The organism is Muriicola jejuensis, from assembly GCF_010671595.1.
Lineage (GTDB): Bacteria > Bacteroidota > Bacteroidia > Flavobacteriales > Flavobacteriaceae > Muriicola > Muriicola jejuensis.
Genome location: NZ_JAABOP010000002.1, coordinates 489,066 through 508,365, shown reverse-complemented (window position 1 = coordinate 508,365; position 19,300 = coordinate 489,066). Strand labels below are relative to the sequence as shown.

Sequence of the window (19,300 nt, the reverse complement as noted above, 5' to 3'; positions counted from 1 at the left end):
TAAGGTACAAAAAATATGCTTCGGCCCTGTGGGATAAATAAAGAGGTGGCTTCGGACACTTTTTTAACGTGTTCGTCCTGAAATTCAGCACTTTGTCAATATGATAGCTTTTATTTAAATACTGTAACCGTAGCGGGGGATGAATCGGAAATACCAGACTTATGAAACGTGTTACCCTTCAGCTGATGTTGATCCTGACTTTGCAACTTGCCTGCGAGTCGCCCAAAAAGAGCTCTTTTTCGGGACGGTCTCCAGGACAGGAGCTGGTGCTGAAGTATGTGGATTCGGGCTGGAATTCCAGCGATATACCCGTACTCAGGGAACTTCTTTCGGATGAATACGTAAGAAATCTCAATGGGATACAGGTCGTAAAGGGATCTGTGGAACTCGAAGCCTATATCCAGAATTATCGAAGGGCCTTCCCGGATCTCACAGTGACCGTAGACCGGTGGATGGAGTCGGGTGATAAGGTAGTTGCCGAGTGGACCTTTGAAGGCACCAATGCAGGGGAATTCGGTGAATACGTTCCCACGGGAAAGAAGGCCAGGGTAAGCGGGGTTTCGATTTTTCTTCTGAATGGCGATAACAAAATAGACCGTGAAGACACCTATTACAATGAACTCTATCTGCTACAGCAACTGGGATTCAGCCTGATACCCCCAAAACTGGAATAGCAATGCATTTAAACCAATCGATAACCTTTAATTCAGACAAACATGAAAACAAAACTCAGCACTTTATTAGCAATTGCCCTGCTCGCCCTCCTGCCCTGTTCACTCCTGGCTCAGGCTTCAGGCAACCAGTCCTTCTGGGTACATGAGGATGTAGTAAAACCAGCGATGGTGGCGGAATACGAAGCCGTGTGCAAAGAACTGATCGGCCATATGAAAACCCACAACATCAAGGATGCCCAATGGATCACCACTAACACTTCAGACAACCGTTACCTCTACGTGAGTCCTATCGCCAATATGGCGGACCTGGACAAACCCGTGTTTGCGGCCCTGGCCGAAAAAATGGGACAAGAGGCCATGACAGCCCTCTTCGCGAGAATGGACAAATGCTATGATGTGGAACACGACTACATCATCAATCTGGATACTGACCTGTCTTACCAGCCCAGTGGCATTAACCAGACCCCGGAAGGACAGGATTACAGGATGTTCCATTACCTCTTCGTAACGCCTGGTAACCGTGCCATGGTCCGGGAAAAGATGAAAGCCGTAAAAGACCTGTTCTCGAGCAAAGGCTCTAAAGTATATTACAGGGTATATCGCAGCGGTTTCGGTACCAGGGGAGAATTCCTGATGGTGGCCGTAGCGGCCAAGGATGCCGTGGATCACGCTCAAATGTCCAAGGCGAATCAGGAATTATTCGGGGAAGATGGCGGAAAGGTCATGTGGGATCTCTTCAACAATCTACTGAGATACGAAGAGTATTCCGGAATGATGAGGCCCGATATGGCTTATACGCCTTCCAATTAGAAGGAAGCAGCGCTTATCCAATTCACTGGCTGACCAATCTCAAAGAAAGGCCCGGAATGATCCGGGTCTTTCTCCTTTGTTCAACTCCTTAAAAAGAAGTAATTTTAAGGATAACCTCTAATTCCTGACCCATGTTACGCAACAAATTCTGGCAGGCTTTTTTTGCCATTGGCCCCATAGCAATGCTCGTTCTGGGCCTTATCGGATACTTTGTCTTTCTCTTTATGCTGATCAGCAGGATAAACCATCTGGAACACGGACCTGGAAACTTTCCGGAAAACTGGATCCTGGGGAATCTTGGAATCATAGTGTTCTTTGTACTGATCGCCGTCTTGATCTCCTTTGGAAGCCTGATCTATTACATCGTTCATGCGGCCTATAATCCCAACCTGAAACAAAACAACCTTCTCCTGGTATGGATCCTGCTGTTCATCTTTGCAAATGGCCTGGGCCAACTCATCTACTGGATCATAGAGGTGGTAGGAAAAAGGGATCAGCAGGAAAGCTGATCCCTTTTAGTCCGGTTAAGATCTACTTGATCTAGTCTACCCATCCCGAGGTGGTTAGTCATCAAAATTGAGGGTGGCCATTCTCGAGTTCGAAGCTTTCTGTACACTCATGATCCAAAGCTCGTTGCCGTACTTGGCCCTGAAATCAGATTTCACAGCTTCCAGATCCGCTTCATCATTTTCATATCGGGCAAGGTATACATAGTTCAGTCCGTTCAAAGGATTTTTAAAGTATCCTGCTTTGATACCCTTGCTTTTGAGTTCGGCGAGGAACTTCTCCAGATATTCCCTGGTCTCAAAGACATTAGCAATGACATAGTGACCCTCAGGTATGCCTATGAGATCCCCTAAGATAATGGTTTCTCGTGCTTCCCGCTCAGGGGCCAGGGACATCTGGCTAAGTCTCCTCAATGAATCTATATTCTTTTCCATCTGCATCTTGATCTCCTCATTCAGCCTGACGGGCGCTTTTTGGTCTGTTGAAGCGAGCATGGCCGGTTTTTCATACCCCATCGCATTTTTCATCTCCTCCAGTTCCCGCCTTGTGTTGCGAACTGCCAGTTCGAACCTGCGTTCCATCTCCGAATTGATATGGTTCTCGAGGGAATCTACCTTGTAGATCAGCTCATTGATCACGGCATAGTTAGCCCTGTTGAGTTTCCGCAGTTTATCGATCTCCAGATAGAGAGGATTCTTATTTTTCTTGATCCTTCGTTTTACATCGAGGTAATCCGAATCCTGGATCTCTTGCGTATCCTGCTGTACCATATCCTCTGTGAGATTAGGTATAAAATTATAAGCCACGGATATCTCGTGTGTTACTCCAAAATTCTGGATATCCTGGGAAAATCCCTTTTCAAAGTTATAACCCAGGGAAAGTCTTTTGCTGACATTAAAACCAGCACCTGCAGATCCGCCATAATAACTGTCATATCCGGCCTGAAGCCATCCGAGACGAGGCAGATCGAGAATGATGCCCCCTCCGAAGACCAGATCCTCATCGCCGATCTTCCGTACCCTCGCAATGGGCATGAGCCTGCCTTTCTCGAAGATCCCGTATGCATATTCAAAATTGCGGGTATATTGAATGTGACCGGAAAAGGATTTCTCTGCAAACTGGGTAAGGGGTTCCCCCGTCTTCAGATTAAAATCGAAAAGGTCCTCTGCGAAGACCCCAACGTCAAAACTCCCGAAAGACACATTGATCCCGGGTTGAAATGCGACAATCGAATTTTCACTGAGGGCCGCCAGTGTGGGGTCTGCCTCATTGGTGACCGCCCTGTTCTGATCAAAACTGCTGCGGTAATACGGGATATTAAACCCGAAGGTGAGCACACTTTTGGGTGCGAGGCGTACCCCATAGGCGTAATTGGTTAGCAAGCCAATATTGGATACCAGGCCTTCCTGCTGATTGTAGACACTGATCCCGAGTCCGGTTCGGTCATTGATCCGACCGCTGTAACTCAGGAAGTAATTCTGGTAATTGTCCTGGAAGTAGGCCGATTGGCTGCGGTGGAAGAAGTTGATATACGATTTGTCCTCCCTTACCGTAGAAAAGGTGGGGTTGATGAGGAATCGATTGAATTTCAGCAAATTTTGAAAGGGTACGTTATAGGATACGTAAGGGGATTCTTCCTGGCTAAAAAGGTGTCCCGAAAATGAAAGACTCAACATAATCAATGCCCAAAACCTAAAATGGACAACTCGAACAGAATCCTTGAAAATAGATAGAATATTGCAGAACATGGCACAAGTATTATCTGCACTAAACCAAAGCTCCTTTTACAAGGTGGGGACACCTTTAGCCAAGAATAAAAACTAAAATTAAGAAGGAGTATTTTTTAGTACATAGGTTATTGTTTTCGCAAGATTTGGTGATCCTAAGTTGAACAAACCTCGATTATCCGCCAATTTTTTTCGGCAAAATGCAATACCTGTCCTTAGTTTTCGACGAACGGAGGTCAAATGTTAAAGAAAGAGGTTATTTATCGAGGTTTTGCCCACATCGATTCTTCTTTTACCCCTGTGAATTTTTCATAGGTGCTTGATTAACAATCAGTTCTGTAGTGTATTATTAGTTTGCATAAAAAGACTACATTTATCGAGGACATCAAAACGCACTTTACATCATCGTGGAAAAAATCTCTATCAGCTCGGTAAAACCCCGTCTCTCATTCTGGCAGATCTGGAACATGAGTTTCGGCTTCCTGGGCATACAATTTGGCTTCGCTCTTCAGAATGCCAATGTGAGCCGAATCTTCGAAACCCTTGGCGCATCCAAGGACGAATTGCCTATTCTGTGGCTGGCAGCCCCGGTTACCGGCCTGCTCGTACAACCGATCATCGGTTATTACAGTGACCGGACCTGGCACAGGAAGTGGGGCCGGAGAAGGCCTTTTTTCGCTATTGGCGCGATCCTGGCCACGATTGCTCTCTTTTTGATGCCTAATTCCACCGCCCTGTGGATGGCAGTGATCATGCTCTGGCTGATGGACGCCTCCATCAATATCAGTATGGAACCCTTTCGGGCGTTTGTCGGGGATATGCTTCCAGACGAACAACGGACGAGCGGCTTTGCGATGCAGAGCTTTTTTATAGGTGTAGGAGCCATCATCGCTTCCGCCCTGCCCTGGGTCTTCACGAACTGGTTTGGGATCAGTAATATCGCCCCGGACGGCGGTATCCCCGATTCCGTGAAATGGTCCTTTTATCTGGGAGGAATTGCCTATTTCTCTGCGGTGATGTGGACCGTGTTCAAAACAGAGGAATACCCTCCGGACGACCTGGAAGCACTCAAGGCCGAAAATGCAAGCAAAGGGATCTTTGGAGGCCTGGCCGAATCCTTTCTCGGTATCTTCAAGATGCCTAAAACCATGGTGCAACTTGCCTTTGTGCAGTTCTTTTCCTGGTTCGCCCTTTTCGCTATGTGGATCTATACCACTTCAGCCGTGACCAGTCATATTTACGATACGTCGGATACGACCTCAGCCCTGTACAATGAGGGGGCCGACTGGGTTGGGATCTGTTTTGCGATCTACAATGGGATTGCGGCCCTGGTAGCCTTTCTGCTGCCCGTGGTCGCGAAAAGACTCAGCAGGCGAGTGACGCACCTCCTGGCCCTGGTATGCGGGGGTGTGGGTCTGCTTTCGATTTATTTTATCTCAGACCCAAACCTCCTGCTGGTCTCCATGGTCGGGGTGGGCATCGCCTGGGCCAGCATCCTCTCCATGCCCTATGCCATGCTCTCCAGCATTTTACCTGCTAACAAAATGGGGTATTATATGGGGGTGTTCAATTTCTTTATCGTCATTCCCCAGATCGTTGCAGCGGGGATTCTGGGTTTTATGCTTAAAACCTTTTTCGGTAACGTCTCCATTTATGCACTCATCATCGGAGGTGTCAGTTTGATCATCGCCGGACTGCTGTGCCTCATCGTAGAAGATCGGGATGTGGCCGTTAGCTTTGCTCAAAAGGACACGCCTTAGGACAATTCAGAAGGGATATCTGACAAGTCGGTCCTTATTTTTTAATCCCAACGCGGTCATTGCTCACCTTTGACGTAATCTAACTTCAAAACCAGTAGCAATGAAAAGTATTCTATTAGTATTCGTCCTTTTTCTTTTTGTAACCTTTGTCCGGTCTCAGGAATCAACCGGCTATGATATCGCAGTCACCGTAGAGAATATAGAAACCGACGGGGGGCAGATCCTCGCTGTACTGCACACTGCCGAGACCTTCATGCAGGGAGATGGTGTTGGGTCTGTCTCTGTGGAAGGAAAGAAGGGCAGCCTCACCCTCGACTTCCAGGGCGTGGAACCCGGAACTTATGCCCTCCTGGTCATGCACGACCTGAACGGGAACTACCAAATGGACTTTGACCAACAGGGCATGCCTGTAGAAAAATACGGCATGTCAGGAAAAGGGTTGCCCATGGGGCCTCCCAGTTTCTATCAGGCTAAATTTGAGGTAGGAGAAGAACACTTGGAAATGACCATCAAGCTTTAAAATCTGACGTTAATAAAGCCCTCCGCTGAGGGCTTTATTTATATCTCTTCCGCCAACCAGGCTTTCATCATCCAAACGGTCTTTTCCTGCTGGGTGATAAAATCACTCATCATGGAGTTGGTCCCTTCGTCCTTCGCCTCATCCGAAGCGTGCAGGATCTCCCTTTCGATCCTGAGCAGTTCCTTCAGGGAATCGACAATAAGGCGGATGGCTTTTTCATCCTGAGAAATATTCTTTCCCTGGGGCACCTTGGAAACCTTTATGTAGTCTTCAAAGGTGTGCAGAGGTACCTCGCCCAGGGTAAGTACGCGCTCGGCCACCATATCTACCTTCAGATTGGCATCGTCATACAATTCCTCGAACTTCGCATGCAGGTCGAAGAACCTTTTCCCCTTTATATTCCAGTGGATTCCACGGAGGTTCATGTAGTACACCTGAAAATTTGCGAGCAAAATATTCAATTGCTCCCCTAATTGCTTCGATTGCCCGGCGTCCAGGCCAATGCTGTTTACTCTCATCGTTCTCTAATTTTCTATAAAATTATTAAATTATGATCCCTTTTTGATATAAGTTTTATCGATAGTTTTTATAAATTTATTACCTAATAGTATCAGATGACGATCACTCAATTACAGTATGTGCTGGCAGTTGCCGAGTACCAGAATTTCACGGTAGCTGCTGAGAAAAGTTTTGTCACCCAGCCCACCCTCAGCATGCAGGTACAGAAGCTGGAGGATGAACTCGATGTAAGGATCTTCGACCGGAGCAAGAAGCCTATCTCCATCACCGATGCCGGGAAAAAGATCGTTGCCCAGGCCAAGAACATCGTCAATGAGGCCAAGCGGATCAAGGACATTGTAGACCAGGAGAAGGGGTTTATAGGGGGAGAATTCACCCTTGGGATCATTCCCACGGTCATGCCCACACTCCTGCCCATGTTTTTGAAAACCTTTATCAACAAGTACCCCAAGGTAAACCTGGTGATACGGGAACAAAATACGGACAGCCTGATCAGGAACCTGCAGGACGGACATCTGGATGCCGGGATCGCAGCCACTCCTCTGGATATCGAATTCATTACGGAAAGACCTTTGTATTACGAGCCTTTTGTTGGCTATGTGCCCCCCAGCCACAGGCTGAGGAAGGAAGAGAAACTGAGTCCGGAAGACCTTGACATACACGACATACTCCTTTTGGAAGACGGGCATTGTTTTCGGGAAGGGGTGGTGAACCTGTGTAAGGCCTCCCAGAACTTTGAAGATCATTTCCATCTGCAAAGCGGTAGCTTTGAGACCCTGGTCAACCTGGCCAATGAAGGTCTCGGCATGACGCTGCTGCCCTATTTGAACGCGGTGGACCTGGATGAACGAAAAAAATCAAATCTCAAATACTTCGAGGAACCCCCGCCGGCAAGGGAGATCAGCCTGATCTATCACAAAAAGGAACTCAAATTGCATATCACCAACGCCCTCAGGGAAGTGATCGCATCGGTAGTACGAGGTGCCATCAGGTTCCAGGATGTCAAGATCATCAGTCCCGTTTCAAAAAATGGAACTTAAAGGGATTAAAAAAAAAGCTGCCCGAAGGCAGCTTGTTTATGCTTTTATATAAATTAAACTTTCCTGAAGCTCTGGCTTGTCAGTGACAAAATTCAGCAACCAGTGTCTAAGGTCTTCAATTTCATAAGGCAATAGCTTCGAAATTGCTTTTTTGAGTTCCTTGCTGAATAATACCGCGTCGAAACTCACTTTTTGGAGCACCATCTTGTAATACTCCAACATAGTTCTAGCCATATGTTGCGTATTTATAGTTAGATTGTATTATCGAAATTAACAAAAAATGGCAGGCGATATTGCATGGGGCTGTTCATATTATGGATAATTTCACTAAATAATCGACGAACTACATATAATACCGTTCAATGAATGGATTTAGGCATTGCAGCAGGATCCTTCTGATCCTGCTGACAGCAATCATTACAACCGGGTGTTCTTCCCTTAAAAAGCGGGGATTCGAGAAAAAGGTGACCCGTGTCCTGGAAATGAACAGGTTCGGGGAACATTTTACCGGACTCATGGTTTATGACCCTGCAAAGGCAGATACCCTGCTGATGGTAAACGGGGACAAGTATTTCACCCCGGCCAGCAATACCAAAATCTTTACCCTTTTCACATCCCTGAAGATCCTGGGGGATTCTGTTCCCGCCCTGAAATACATTTCTTCGGGAGATACTTTGTTCTTCAGTGGTACGGGTAACCCTTCTCCCTTTCACCCTTATTTCAGGGACAGCAGTGTTGTGCACCTCCTGAAAGGATTTGAGCATCTGGTCTACGTTCCGGCGTATTTCGCGGAAGGCCGGTTTGGGCCGGGCTGGGCGTGGGAAGACTTCGATTCTTCCTTTTCACCTGAACGCTCTTCCTTCCCCCTGTACGGGAACGTGGTACGCATATCGATTGAGGGAGGTCTGATCTCCGAACCTTTCCTTTTCAGGGACAGCATTCTAGTTTCTAAACATGACCGCAACAGGGACGAGGGTCGAAATTACTTTTACTTCGATCCAGACAGGCGGGATACTCTGGAGGTCCCGTTTATCACTTCTGATCGGCTTTCCCTCCGGCTGCTGGGAAGGGCTTTGGAAAAGGAAATTCACCTGGGGGATTCCTTTCCTGCCGGTGAAAAGAAAGTCTTTATGGGGGCTACCCCTGCCGATAGTTTATACAGGCGTTTGATGCAGGAAAGTGACAATTTCATAGCCGAACAGCTGTTGATGGTCTCTGCTTCCGCCCTTTCAGATTCGCTCTCCCCTAGCCTTTCTCGCGATTTTGTGCTCGAGACCTACCTGTCTGGTATACGGTATAAACCCAGGTGGGTAGACGGCTCGGGATTGTCTCGCTACAATCTGTTCACCCCCTCTTCCACGGTCTATGTCCTTGAAAAACTGCTGGAGGAAAAAGGGAAAGAGTGGGTTTTCGGGATCTTTCCTTCCGGCGGACGGAACGGGACCCTCCAGGAGTGGTTCCCCGGCGACCCTGAATCCTATATCTATGCCAAAAGCGGAACACTTGGAAATACGTACTGCCTGAGCGGATACCTGATCTGTGCCTCGGGCAGGCTGCTCATCTTCAGTTTTATGAACAACCATTACCTGGAACCTACTTCCAGGATCAAGACCCGCATGCAGGACATCCTGGAAGAGATCAGGGATTCGTACTGAAGACGACTCAGAGCAATCCGTTCAGCCTGGCATACTGCAGCAGCATGATGGTTTTGGCATCCCGTATCTCACCCGAGCGAATCATTGCCATGGCCTCTTCAAAGGGGATTTCCAATACCTCGATATTTTCGGTTTCATCTTCCGCTCCGCCCCCTTCATGTATTTTCATGCTTTGGTGGTAAGGAGCTACAAAGAAATGGAGGATCTCGGTCACTGACCCGGGAGACATATAGGCCTCGAACACCTTTTGCACCTTATCGATCTTAAACCCGGTCTCTTCCTCCACCTCTTTGATGATGCAACCTTCCGGGTCCTGATCATCCAACAATCCTGCACATACCTCTATCATCATGCCGTCCGTATTCTGGTTGACGTAGGTGGGCATGCGGAACTGCCTGGTTAGTATCACCGTTTTTCTTTCGGGTTCGTAGAGCAGAATGGCCGCCCCGTTACCGCGATCATAGGCTTCGCGACGTTGTGTTTCCCAGCTGCCATCCTCTTTCTGATATTCATAGGTATACTTGTTCAGCGTATACCATTGGTCTGACAAAACCTCTTTTTTAATGTTTCGTATGGATCCTTTCTTCATATATCTAAATCTGTTCGCCGGCCTGTTTACCCGTGTTTTTTTCCTTACTACACCGAGATCGCTTTGTTTAAAAACCGCCTGAAGGGGAGCATTTCGAGATAGACTTCCGCGATGTAGTCCTCGAAGTCGGGAGACAGGATGACTTCCCGGGGCAGGTCATGGACAACGGCAAAGGTCTTGTGCCTCAGGAGCTCAATATAGGGATGGTCCCTGGAATATCCTTTCGGGGTCGTCTGTAACTTCTCGTCCTCATACAGATCTCCAAAGGTTTTTTTGAAAGAAGGTTTACCTAAAATGGCCATAAGCGACTCCCCATCGTAGTCGATGGCTTCACGGACACTTTTTAGCTTTTTGGGTCCCGGGCGCCAGAGGCCTCCGGCCAACAGGGACTCCCTGATCCCGATCTGTATATAAAAATCCCCTGTATCGGGCGCCTTGTCGAGTCCGGCCCCGAAGTGATCCTTGTATACCGGCCTGTCCGGATGAAAAAGCAGATTATTGTTGATCCTGTTGATCCCGCTCCTTCCCGGGGTCGGATAGTACTCGGGATCCAGTCGGGCCAGCCTTATATCGAGCCTGTCCAGCCATTGGATAAACGCATCACGGAGGTGGTGGTAGGTTTTTCTGTTCCTGTCCATCCACTCCTTGGAATTATTTTTATCCAGCTCGGTGAGGAAGTCGAGAAGTCCTTTAAAGTCCATAGAGATCCGAAGGATTTAAGGCGAAAGATTGGGGATCAAAACCGGTTGTCCCCATCCAGGATATCTCCGAGTCCGCCAAGGATACTGCCCTCTCCCTTATCCTTTCCACCTCCTTTGGGAGCCGCAGCCCAGACTCGCTTGGCAAGCCGACTGAAGGGCAGGGATTGAATATAGACCGTACCGGGACCTTTCAGGGTAGCGAAAAAGAGGCCTTCGCCCCCGAAGAGGGTGTTCTTTATTCCACCAACAAATTCCACATCGTAATCCACGTCCTTGCTGAAGCCTACGATACAACCCGTATCGACCTTGATGATCTCCCCGGGAGCCAGCACCTTTTTAGCCAGGGTACCCCCGGCATGCACAAAGGCCATCCCATCCCCTTCCAGCTTCTGCATGATAAAACCTTCTCCACCAAAAAGGCCTCTTCCAAGCCTTTTCGAGAATTCGATCCCTACCGAGACTCCTTTGGCCGCACAGAGGAAGGCATCTTTCTGGCAGATGAACTTTCCTTGTTTCTCTGAAAGGTCAATAGGGACGATCTTTCCGGGATAAGGGGAGGCGAAACTAAGTCTGCGCTTGCCGTGGGAGACATTGAGGAAGGAGGTCATAAACAGGCCTTCCCCGGTAAGGATCCTTTTCCCTGCCGAAAGCAGGCTGCCCAGTACTCCTTTATTCTGATTAGACCCGTCACCGAAGATGGTATCCATCTGCAGGTCGGTATCCATCATCATAAAGCTTCCGGCTTCGGCCACGACTGCCTCCTGGGGATCGAGTTCGATCTCCACGTATTGCATTTCTTCACCATAGATATGGTAGTCTATTTCGTGTGCGTTCATGATATTTTCAATTTTATTTCTAATTGTTAGTGCGCATTTGTCTTTCTGTGTTACACCGACTTCATCACTTTCCTGACTACTTCCTCTATTTCACGAGGTCTTTGGGTGCCGATCATCACCTTTTTACCATTCTTGAGAATCATGAAAAGTCCTTTTCTCCCTTTTACGTTATACACTGTTCCGTAAGGGGTCCAGATCCTCAAGCCGTAACCGATCAAGGGGCTGTAGGTGACGATCTCTGCCTGAGTAACATCCCTCCAAAAGATCTTTTTGTTGACCAGGGGGGCATAATGAATATGTATATACTCGTTAGAAATGCTGGTTCTTAAACGGATCCACCAGAAGAAGACACAAACACCTACGGTAATTAAAAAGAAAATCAACAACCCGGTGTCCGGCATGGGATTGCTCCCGAAGGGTCTTTCCTGGATTATTTGCCTGTAGACTCCGTAAGTGGGTATCGCAAGGACACCCAAAAGTAGGGCCCAGACAAACCACTGGGTAAAGCGCTGCTCCTCCCTGTAGAGTGCGTCTCCCTTGTCTGTATTTCCATTTTTCATCTTGAGCATATATTCTTTAAGATTTGACTTTCAGCGTCCATTCAAAGTCGAAGACGGAGACCACCACTCCATCCTCATTGACCCCGAAGGCAGTCATCCAGCAGGTCTGACCTTCCCCGGTTTCGATGGCTTTTTCCAGGGCCTGAGCAATTCGGAGCCCGTCATTGCAGGTAAAGGTGATCTTTCCGGTCGCTTTTTTGGTGAAGGTGGCCTTGTTGTTGGCCACGAGCATGGAGACTCTTTTTCCGCTCTTTCGGATCTTGTCCATGACCAGGGCACCCGTGCTGAGTTCCGCGGCCATTCCCTGTACGGCCCAGAACATGGATTTGAAGGGATTCTGGTTGATCCACCTGTGAGTAACCGTCACAACGGCTTTTTCGTTACCGATCTCACGCAGTCGCACCCCTGCCCACCAGGCCGATGGCAGTTTAAAAAAAAGAAAGGTGTTGAATTTCCGGGGACTCGCCATAAACTTTAGACTTTGGAGCCTAAAAATACCCAATTTACTTGAATTTAGTTTTGTTAATATTATGTTAATTTTTAGTACTATGTTTTGCATAATACCTTTTTTAAGATATATATTTGCATTAGAAACTAATATGCCATGACAGAATCATTGACCAAACACGAGAGAACCTTGTCCGCGGTCATCCATGCCTCCACCTTCAGCAGGTTTTTTATCCCCTTAGGAAATATTCTCCTGCCCCTGGTGCTCTGGCTGGCTAACCGGAAGGAGTATGCCTTTGTCGATTACAATGGGAAACAGGCCCTGAATTTCCAGATCAGCCTCTTCCTGTATGCGGCGATCTTTGGTGTGGTGTCCATTCCTTTTTTCTTTGGGCTGATCCCCGATCTCTTTCACCATGGAATCTTCGAATGGGGTTATCGCGAACCTTTTGAGGGCGTGAACTTCTTTATGGACTGGGACGATTTTCCCTTCCACAGACTATGGCCCTTAGGGCTTGCCGGCCTGGTCCCAGTAGCGCTTTTCGTGCTCAACGTGGTCTATACTATTCTGGCCACCCTCAGGACCCATGAGGGGCAGGTATTTAAATACCCCATCACTATCAACTTTATCAAATAATGAAATTTCTCAAATACATATTTCTGATAGTACTGGCTGGTGGGAACCTGGTTGCCACCAGAGGTCAGGTAGCGAATAATACTGACCTGTTCGACATCCTCAGGCAAAAGGACAGCGTGCTTTTCCGCGCGGCTTTTGACACCTGTGATCCTGAGACCATGGCCAGCCTTTTCTCAAAAGACTTTGAATTTTACCATGACAGAGTTGGTTTGACCGAAGGAAGGGAGACCTTCCTGAGACCCATGTACGAACAATGCGCCGATAAAGGAGAGTCATGGGTGCAGCCCTCCAAAAGGATCCTTCTGGAAGATTCCCTGAAAGTCTTTCCGCTTTTCAGGGACGGAAAACTCTACGGAGCGATACAGGAAGGCAGGCACCGGTTTGAATTCCTCAACAATAACAAGCAGTACCAGAAAGGGGACATCGCGAGGTTCATACACCTTTGGGTATTGGAAGACGGGCAGTGGAAGATCAGGAGAGAACTGAGTTATGACCATTTACCGGCTGAGAGCTATACACTGAATTAATAACCTATTAAAATTTTAATCCCGAGTTTATTCATCAATCAACATCCCATGAATCCAAAAAAAACGAACCGTTAACCCCGTGCTGAATTCAAAGACCGACTCATCACCGGTACGCACAAACTGAAGAAACAGATTATGAACATAGAAAACACAAAAGCGCAAATGCGGAAGGGAGTCCTGGAATACTGCATCCTCTCTATTCTACAGGAAGAGGACAAGTATACCTCTGAGATCCTCGACACTCTGAAAGACGCAAAAATGCTGGTGGTAGAAGGGACCATTTATCCCCTGCTCACCAGACTTAAGAATGCAGGGCTACTGAATTACCGGTGGGAGGAATCCACTTCCGGGCCACCCCGAAAGTACTACGGACTCACAGAGACCGGTAAGATGTTCCTCAAAGAACTCGATTCTACCTGGGATGAACTCAGAAACGCCGTGAATTTGGTAACCAACGCTAAAAAAGTAAAAAAATGAACAAGACAGTTAATATAAACCTCGCCAACGTCCTTTTCCACATAGATGAGGAGGCTTTTAACAAGCTGAAGCGCTACCTGGAGGCCATTAAGCGTTCCTTTTCGGGTACAGCGGGTAGCGATGAGATCATTGCAGATATAGAGGCGCGAATCGCAGAACTTTTTCAGGAAAGGATGGAAAGTGAAAGACAGGTGATCACCATGAAGGAAGTGGATGCCGTGATACAGGTCATGGGTCAGCCCGAAGACTACAGGGTAGATGAGGATATCTTTGAGGATACGCCCAGATCAGAGCCCCGACAGACTTCCCGCCCTAAAAAACTCTACAGGGATGTGGACAATAAATACATAGGAGGGGTTTGCGCCGGATTGGAGCATTACCTCGGAATCGACAGCCTGTGGATCCGGTTGATCTTTATCTTCTTTGCCCTGGCTACCGGATTCGGTTTTATCGCCTACATCCTGCTTTGGATCCTGGTCCCTGAGGCGGTCACCACCTCTCAAAAACTCGATATGAGAGGGGAGCCGGTGAACATCAGCAACATCGAAAAAAAAATTAAAGAGGGATACGAGGGAGTTGCAGAACGCGTAAAAGGCGTGGATTACGAAAAGGTCGGCAACCAGGTCAAGAGCAGTGGACGTACCTTTTTTGACGCCCTCGGAAACCTGATCATGTTCTTTTTCAAGGTCATCGGGAAATTTATCGGTGTCCTGCTGATCATCATTGGGGCTGCTACCCTTATCGGGCTGTTCGTAGGCCTGTTTACCGTGGGGACCCTCGACATCATTCACATCCCGGGCATGGACCTGTACAGTATATTCGGGGCCACGGAAACCCCGGTCTGGGTGATATCCCTCCTCACCTTCCTGGCGGTGGGTATCCCCTTCTTTTTCCTGCTTTACCTGGGACTCAAGATCCTGATCAACAACCTGAAGTCTATTGGGAATATCGTTAAATTCTCCCTCCTTGGACTGTGGCTGATCTCCATCATCGGACTGGTGGTGCTGGGTATTCAGGAGGCGTCTGCCCACGCCTATTCAGGAAGCACGACGGAAAGTGAGGTCCTGTATTTGCCGGCGGAACCTGACACGCTTATGATCCGGCCCAGGAGCAGTGAGCTTTTTGACAACCAGGAGAACATAGGCTTTAACCATATGACGCTGACTTATGATGAGAATGGGGAAAAACTCCTTTTTTCGGACGACTTCCGTTTCGACATCACCAAGTCCCCGGATTCCCTGGTCCAGCTGAAGATACGCCGGCATGCCGACGGGTATTCCATGGCCGATGCCAGGGAACGAGCCTCCAATATCCGGTATTCATATGCCCTGGAAGGCAGAACCCTGTCGCTTGACAACTTCCTGACCACGGCTATCGATAACAAGGTAAGGGACCAGGAAGTACGCGTGACCCTTGCCATACCTGCAGGGACTCTGATCGGTTTTGAACCCGGGATGCGCAGGTATATAGGCAGGCTCACACGCTATGACAGGGACATATACAGGGGCGACCTGGTAGATTATTTCTGGGTAATGGGTAGCAATGGTGAACTCCAATGCCTGAACTGCCCTGAAGAGATAAACTCCACCTTACGCTGGGATGACGAAGAAGGCCGCATCATTATCGATGAGGACGGGATCGACATCAATGTAAAGGATGGTCGGGAGTCCTTTAAATTAAAGATCGATCAGAACGGCGTTGAGATCAAAGCAGATGACGACAATGGATAACTGCATTTCATCCTGCTTTATCGACAACTGAGTCAAACCGAATGGTAATAATAGCAAGTGAAAGATACATTTGAACTGACATTTAACAATAACCACCCCGGACTCATTTCCGGAACAAAAACAACATCATGACAACACTAGCCAGAATTGCAATTGCCATCTTAATGGCCCTTTTCTTCTCCTCCTGTGCTTTCAATATGAATTTCGGCCAGGGTAAAATGGGGAATGGAGTCGTAGCCAAGGAAACTCGTACCGTTTCCGAAGAATTTACTGAGGTCTCGGCCTCAGAAGGTCTGGATGTCTTTGTTACCCAGGGCGATGCCTATTCCATCGAAGTGGAAGCCGACGAGAACATCGCAGACCTCATCGGAACAGATATCAAAAACGGTAAACTCAAGATCCATACCTATGAGAACATCGGCAGGGCCACCAAAAGGATCCATGTGACCATGCCCGAGGTAACCGGGCTTTATGCCTCCAGTGGGTCGGATCTGGAGACCAGGAATGTCATCAGGGGGAACAGGATCGCACTGGATGCCAGCAGCGGAGCCGATATCAAGGCTTCTGTGGTTGCGGATGAAGTAGAGGCCGACGCCAGCAGTGGGGCGGATATTCGCCTGGAGGGTGAGGCCCAACTCCTGAGAGCTGATGCGAGCAGCGGCGCCGGTATCAGGGCCAGGGATTTTGCCGTAAGGGTCTGCTATGCCGATGCCAGCAGCGGCGCAGACATTGATGTGAATGTCTCCGAATCCCTTATCGCCGACGTCAGTAGCGGGGCAGACATCTCCTATACCGGAGATCCCACCGTGGAGAAAAACAAATCTTATTCGGGCAGCGTCCACAAGGACTGAGCCTTTTCCATAGAAGGTGAAAGACCCTGGATTTTCATCCGGGGTTTTTTATTTCTCTTTCCGGGCTTTATGTATCTTAGTTAGAAATTTGATATGGTACTCGACCTCAGCACACATACCTTAACCCTGAAACACCCGTTCACCATCTCCAGGGAATCACACAGCACCCAGGACACCCTCATCGTACACCTGAGTATGGCAGGAGAAACCGGTTACGGAGAGGCTACCTCTAACCCCTATTACGGCCATACCCTTCAGAGCCTTTTATCTGAGATACGGGGGATCCGGGATGAGATCGAGAGCTATCCCTTTAATAAACCTGAAGACTTCCACCGATGGCTAAGGGAGAAGAACCTCTCCTCATTCGCCCTCTGTGCCCTGGACCTCGCAGCCCATGACCTTTATGGAAAGCTGCAGAAGAAACCCCTTTACGAATTGTGGGGCACCTCCACCGCTAAATATCCGATTACGAATTACACGATCGGGATTGATACGATCGAACGAATGGTCTCCAAAATGAAGGAAAAGCCCTGGCCTATCTACAAGATCAAACTGGGTACCAAAGAAGATCTGGAGATTGTCAGGGAATTGCGTAAGCACAGTACTTCCGTGTTCAGAATCGATGCCAATGGCGCCTGGACAGCCTCCCAGACCATTGCCATTGCCCCATCCCTGAAGGAGCTCGGGGTGGAGTTCATCGAACAGCCTCTGAAGGCAGACGACTGGGAAGGGATGGAAAGGGTGGCACACCACTCGGTCCTTCCCGTGATCGCCGATGAAAGTTGCCTTGTGGAGTCGGATGTGGCTCGGTGTGCGCTCCACTTCAACGGGATCAACATCAAACTGACCAAATGTGGTGGCCTGACTCCTGCCCTGCGAATGATCAAACAAGGCAGGGAACTGGGGCTGAAGATCATGGTGGGGTGCATGACGGAATCCACCGTAGGGATATCGGCCATTGGCCAGCTCCTGCCTCAATTGGATTACGTAGATATGGACGGCCCCCTGCTGATTTCCAATGATATTGCAAGCGGGATAAAGATCCACGACGATGCCCGTATCACCTTTCCGAAAATCGGGGGGAGTGGAATTCAACTGTTGCTATGAAGGTGCTGGTTTCATCGTATCCGGGAAGAACCCTTGAATACGGGGGCAGGGATTATCTCTATTTTGGAGGTACTTCCTATCTGGGCATGCAGCAGGATGCAGAATTCAGAGCGTTGGCCCACGAGGCCATAGAGCAATACGGGTCGAATTACGGCTCTTCCCGCCGCGCCAATATCCAATTTACCATTTACGAAGAAGCCGAAGCGTATATCGCGGGATGGGTGGGAAGCGAGGCTGCCCTTACTTTGTCTTCCGGATACCTCGCAGGGCAAATGCTGGCCAATCATTTTAAGAACAAAGACCATTCCCTGTTCTACGCCCCCAATACGCACTCTGCCCTCTATACCAGTGGTGCCAAGCCCTACACCACCTATACCACCCTGGGTATAGCCCTCAGGGAGCACCTCGACCAGAAAAACGCTCAAACCCCCGTTGTTTTTATCGATTCCATCGACTTTTCAGGTTGCAACTACCCAAATTTTGAGATCCTTAAAACCCTGCCTCTCGAATCGTGTATCCTGGTGGTAGATGATTCACACGGTATTGGCGTGATCGGACAGGATGGAGGGGGTGTTTACAGAACCCTGAAGTCCCTCACCTGCAAAGAGTTGGTACTTTGTGCATCCCTGGGTAAGGCCCTGGCGGTACAGGCAGGCCTGGTCGCGGGAAATACTGCCAGGATAGCAAAGATGAAGGCTTCCGACTTTTTCGGAGGAGCCAGTCCGGCAGCCCCTTTTTACCTGTCTCAATTTCTAAAGGCAATCCCTATTTATCAACGGAAAAGAAAGGACCTTGTACAGAATATCAACTTCTTCATGGATGCCATGAAAATCGAAAATCTCCTGAATTCTATGCCAAATTACCCAGTGTTTGGATATTCAGACCCAAATCTTACAGACCATCTGATAAAGCAGAACATCCTGGTAACCGATTTCAGATATCCGACCGAGGACACCTATGCCACTCACAGGATCGTCCTGACGTCTGCTCACAAGAGTAAGGACCTTACCACACTGTCGAATGCCCTTAATTCCTTTGTGGGAAAAGAGTAAGTGTCTGGAGCTGCAGATTAAAGTCAAAATATTCGGGATGCGTTAAATTTTTATTAAAAAAATTGTATCTTAATTGAACTTTTGGAAGTACTAAATCACTCACCTATGAAGAAAACCATTAAGATCGCTGGCCTCGTCTTTATTTTTGTCATAGCGGCAACCATCCTCTCCTCTAAACCCAATCCCATGCATTCCATGCAGGGAGTATGGGAGCTCCAGAGTTTTTCATACTGGGATGGTGATAAGGTTGATACTGTTGCCAAGGACGAGGGGTACCGCCAGGTAAAGATGTATTACAACGGAAAGATCATGTGGTCTCGCTGGGTACCGGGAGACAAACAGGGTCGCTTTGGATACGGTTCCTTCACCATCACAGAAGATGAACTGATAGAGACCATTGAGTATGGGGATTATGAAATGATGCAAGCCCTGGATACCATGAGGGTCTTCAATTTTCAACTGGACCTGAAGGACGATACGTACAGCCAGATATCTCTTGACCTGGATGGAAATCCTACGTTTTCAGAGAACTATATCCGAATAGACTAGGTACTCATCCCGTCATATAGAAAAT

At 48.3% G+C, this 19,300-nt stretch carries 23 protein-coding genes; 15 read left to right on the top strand and 8 right to left on the bottom strand.

The window, feature by feature from the left end; all coding sequences use genetic code 11:
* Nucleotides 1–161 precede the first annotated feature (161 nt).
* From GWK09_RS10360 to GWK09_RS10350, 3 genes are all read left to right on the top strand, one after another.
* Nucleotides 162–674 carry an ester cyclase gene (locus GWK09_RS10360; RefSeq protein ID WP_163693318.1) on the top strand — a complete coding sequence of 171 codons (513 nt, stop codon included), beginning with the start codon at nt 162–164 and terminating at the stop codon, nt 672–674.
* Nucleotides 675–716: 42 nt separating this feature from the next.
* Entirely contained in the window at nt 717–1,484 is a 768-nt protein-coding gene (locus GWK09_RS10355) for a type 2 periplasmic-binding domain-containing protein (protein ID WP_163693317.1), read from the top strand.
* Nucleotides 1,485–1,615: 131 nt separating this feature from the next.
* Nucleotides 1,616–1,993, top strand: coding sequence for a hypothetical protein (locus GWK09_RS10350; protein ID WP_163693316.1), 378 nt, complete (start codon nt 1,616–1,618; stop codon nt 1,991–1,993).
* A gap of 54 nt (nt 1,994–2,047) precedes the next feature.
* Here the strand turns inward: GWK09_RS10350 and GWK09_RS10345 are convergent, their stop codons facing one another.
* Nucleotides 2,048–3,739, bottom strand: a complete 1,692-nt coding sequence (locus tag GWK09_RS10345; protein ID WP_262886025.1) for a PorP/SprF family type IX secretion system membrane protein — start codon at nt 3,737–3,739, stop codon at nt 2,048–2,050.
* Between the two features lie 446 nt (nt 3,740–4,185).
* On the opposite strand from GWK09_RS10345, the gene GWK09_RS10340 reads away from it, so the two are divergent.
* On the top strand, nt 4,186–5,478 hold the full coding sequence (locus GWK09_RS10340) for an MFS transporter (RefSeq protein WP_163693446.1): 1,293 nt from the start codon (nt 4,186–4,188) through the stop codon (nt 5,476–5,478).
* 100 nt (nt 5,479–5,578) lie between these two features.
* Nucleotides 5,579–5,998: a DUF2141 domain-containing protein gene (locus tag GWK09_RS10335; protein ID WP_163693314.1), complete on the top strand. Its 420-nt coding sequence runs from the start codon at nt 5,579–5,581 to the stop codon at nt 5,996–5,998.
* Nucleotides 5,999–6,036: 38 nt separating this feature from the next.
* Here the strand turns inward: GWK09_RS10335 and GWK09_RS10330 are convergent, their stop codons facing one another.
* Nucleotides 6,037–6,516: a Dps family protein gene (locus GWK09_RS10330; RefSeq protein WP_163693313.1), complete on the bottom strand. Its 480-nt coding sequence runs from the start codon at nt 6,514–6,516 to the stop codon at nt 6,037–6,039.
* Between the two features lie 96 nt (nt 6,517–6,612).
* On the opposite strand from GWK09_RS10330, the gene GWK09_RS10325 reads away from it, so the two are divergent.
* The gene (locus tag GWK09_RS10325) at nt 6,613–7,557 is read left to right on the top strand and encodes a LysR substrate-binding domain-containing protein (RefSeq protein ID WP_163693312.1); all 945 of its coding nucleotides are present in this window, start codon (nt 6,613–6,615) and stop codon (nt 7,555–7,557) included.
* A 36-nt stretch (nt 7,558–7,593) separates the two neighbouring features.
* Here the strand turns inward: GWK09_RS10325 and GWK09_RS10320 are convergent, their stop codons facing one another.
* The gene (locus GWK09_RS10320) at nt 7,594–7,791 is read right to left on the bottom strand and encodes a hypothetical protein (RefSeq protein ID WP_163693311.1); all 198 of its coding nucleotides are present in this window, start codon (nt 7,789–7,791) and stop codon (nt 7,594–7,596) included.
* A gap of 128 nt (nt 7,792–7,919) precedes the next feature.
* On the opposite strand from GWK09_RS10320, the gene GWK09_RS10315 reads away from it, so the two are divergent.
* Complete coding sequence (locus GWK09_RS10315; protein ID WP_163693310.1) at nt 7,920–9,212, top strand: D-alanyl-D-alanine carboxypeptidase; 1,293 nt, start codon at nt 7,920–7,922, stop codon at nt 9,210–9,212.
* Between the two features lie 7 nt (nt 9,213–9,219).
* On the opposite strand, the gene nudK is transcribed toward GWK09_RS10315, so the two are convergent.
* Genes nudK through GWK09_RS10290 form a run of 5 tightly spaced genes read right to left on the bottom strand, consistent with a single transcriptional unit; the run spans nt 9,220 to nt 12,367 of the window.
* Nucleotides 9,220–9,801, bottom strand: coding sequence for a GDP-mannose pyrophosphatase NudK (gene nudK, locus GWK09_RS10310; RefSeq protein ID WP_163693309.1), 582 nt, complete (start codon nt 9,799–9,801; stop codon nt 9,220–9,222).
* A gap of 47 nt (nt 9,802–9,848) precedes the next feature.
* Nucleotides 9,849–10,502: a DUF2461 domain-containing protein gene (locus GWK09_RS10305; RefSeq protein ID WP_163693308.1), complete on the bottom strand. Its 654-nt coding sequence runs from the start codon at nt 10,500–10,502 to the stop codon at nt 9,849–9,851.
* 35 nt (nt 10,503–10,537) lie between these two features.
* A complete protein-coding gene (locus GWK09_RS10300) occupies nt 10,538–11,338 on the bottom strand; it encodes a TIGR00266 family protein (RefSeq protein ID WP_163693307.1) in 801 nt (266 codons plus the stop codon).
* 50 nt (nt 11,339–11,388) lie between these two features.
* The gene (locus GWK09_RS10295) at nt 11,389–11,907 is read right to left on the bottom strand and encodes a hypothetical protein (RefSeq protein ID WP_163693306.1); all 519 of its coding nucleotides are present in this window, start codon (nt 11,905–11,907) and stop codon (nt 11,389–11,391) included.
* 7 nt (nt 11,908–11,914) lie between these two features.
* On the bottom strand, nt 11,915–12,367 hold the full coding sequence (locus GWK09_RS10290) for a DUF4442 domain-containing protein (protein WP_163693305.1): 453 nt from the start codon (nt 12,365–12,367) through the stop codon (nt 11,915–11,917).
* Between the two features lie 135 nt (nt 12,368–12,502).
* On the opposite strand from GWK09_RS10290, the gene GWK09_RS10285 reads away from it, so the two are divergent.
* The 8 genes from GWK09_RS10285 (at nt 12,503) to GWK09_RS10250 (ending at nt 19,275) form a co-directional block, all read left to right on the top strand.
* The gene (locus tag GWK09_RS10285; protein WP_163693304.1) at nt 12,503–12,982 is read left to right on the top strand and encodes a DUF4870 domain-containing protein; all 480 of its coding nucleotides are present in this window, start codon (nt 12,503–12,505) and stop codon (nt 12,980–12,982) included.
* On the top strand, nt 12,982–13,509 hold the full coding sequence (locus GWK09_RS10280; protein ID WP_163693303.1) for a nuclear transport factor 2 family protein: 528 nt from the start codon (nt 12,982–12,984) through the stop codon (nt 13,507–13,509). The genes GWK09_RS10285 and GWK09_RS10280 overlap by 1 nt, the downstream gene beginning before the upstream one ends.
* 135 nt (nt 13,510–13,644) lie before the next feature.
* Nucleotides 13,645–13,986, top strand: coding sequence for a PadR family transcriptional regulator (locus GWK09_RS10275; protein WP_163693302.1), 342 nt, complete (start codon nt 13,645–13,647; stop codon nt 13,984–13,986).
* Nucleotides 13,983–15,716: a PspC domain-containing protein gene (locus GWK09_RS10270; protein ID WP_163693301.1), complete on the top strand. Its 1,734-nt coding sequence runs from the start codon at nt 13,983–13,985 to the stop codon at nt 15,714–15,716. The genes GWK09_RS10275 and GWK09_RS10270 overlap by 4 nt, the downstream gene beginning before the upstream one ends.
* 128 nt (nt 15,717–15,844) lie before the next feature.
* Complete coding sequence (locus GWK09_RS10265; protein WP_163693300.1) at nt 15,845–16,567, top strand: head GIN domain-containing protein; 723 nt, start codon at nt 15,845–15,847, stop codon at nt 16,565–16,567.
* Nucleotides 16,568–16,660: 93 nt separating this feature from the next.
* Complete coding sequence (locus GWK09_RS10260; protein WP_163693299.1) at nt 16,661–17,674, top strand: dipeptide epimerase; 1,014 nt, start codon at nt 16,661–16,663, stop codon at nt 17,672–17,674.
* On the top strand, nt 17,671–18,726 hold the full coding sequence (locus tag GWK09_RS10255) for an aminotransferase class I/II-fold pyridoxal phosphate-dependent enzyme (protein WP_163693298.1): 1,056 nt from the start codon (nt 17,671–17,673) through the stop codon (nt 18,724–18,726). The genes GWK09_RS10260 and GWK09_RS10255 overlap by 4 nt, the downstream gene beginning before the upstream one ends.
* 105 nt (nt 18,727–18,831) lie before the next feature.
* Entirely contained in the window at nt 18,832–19,275 is a 444-nt protein-coding gene (locus GWK09_RS10250; protein ID WP_163693297.1) for a hypothetical protein, read from the top strand.
* Nucleotides 19,276–19,300 lie beyond the last annotated feature (25 nt).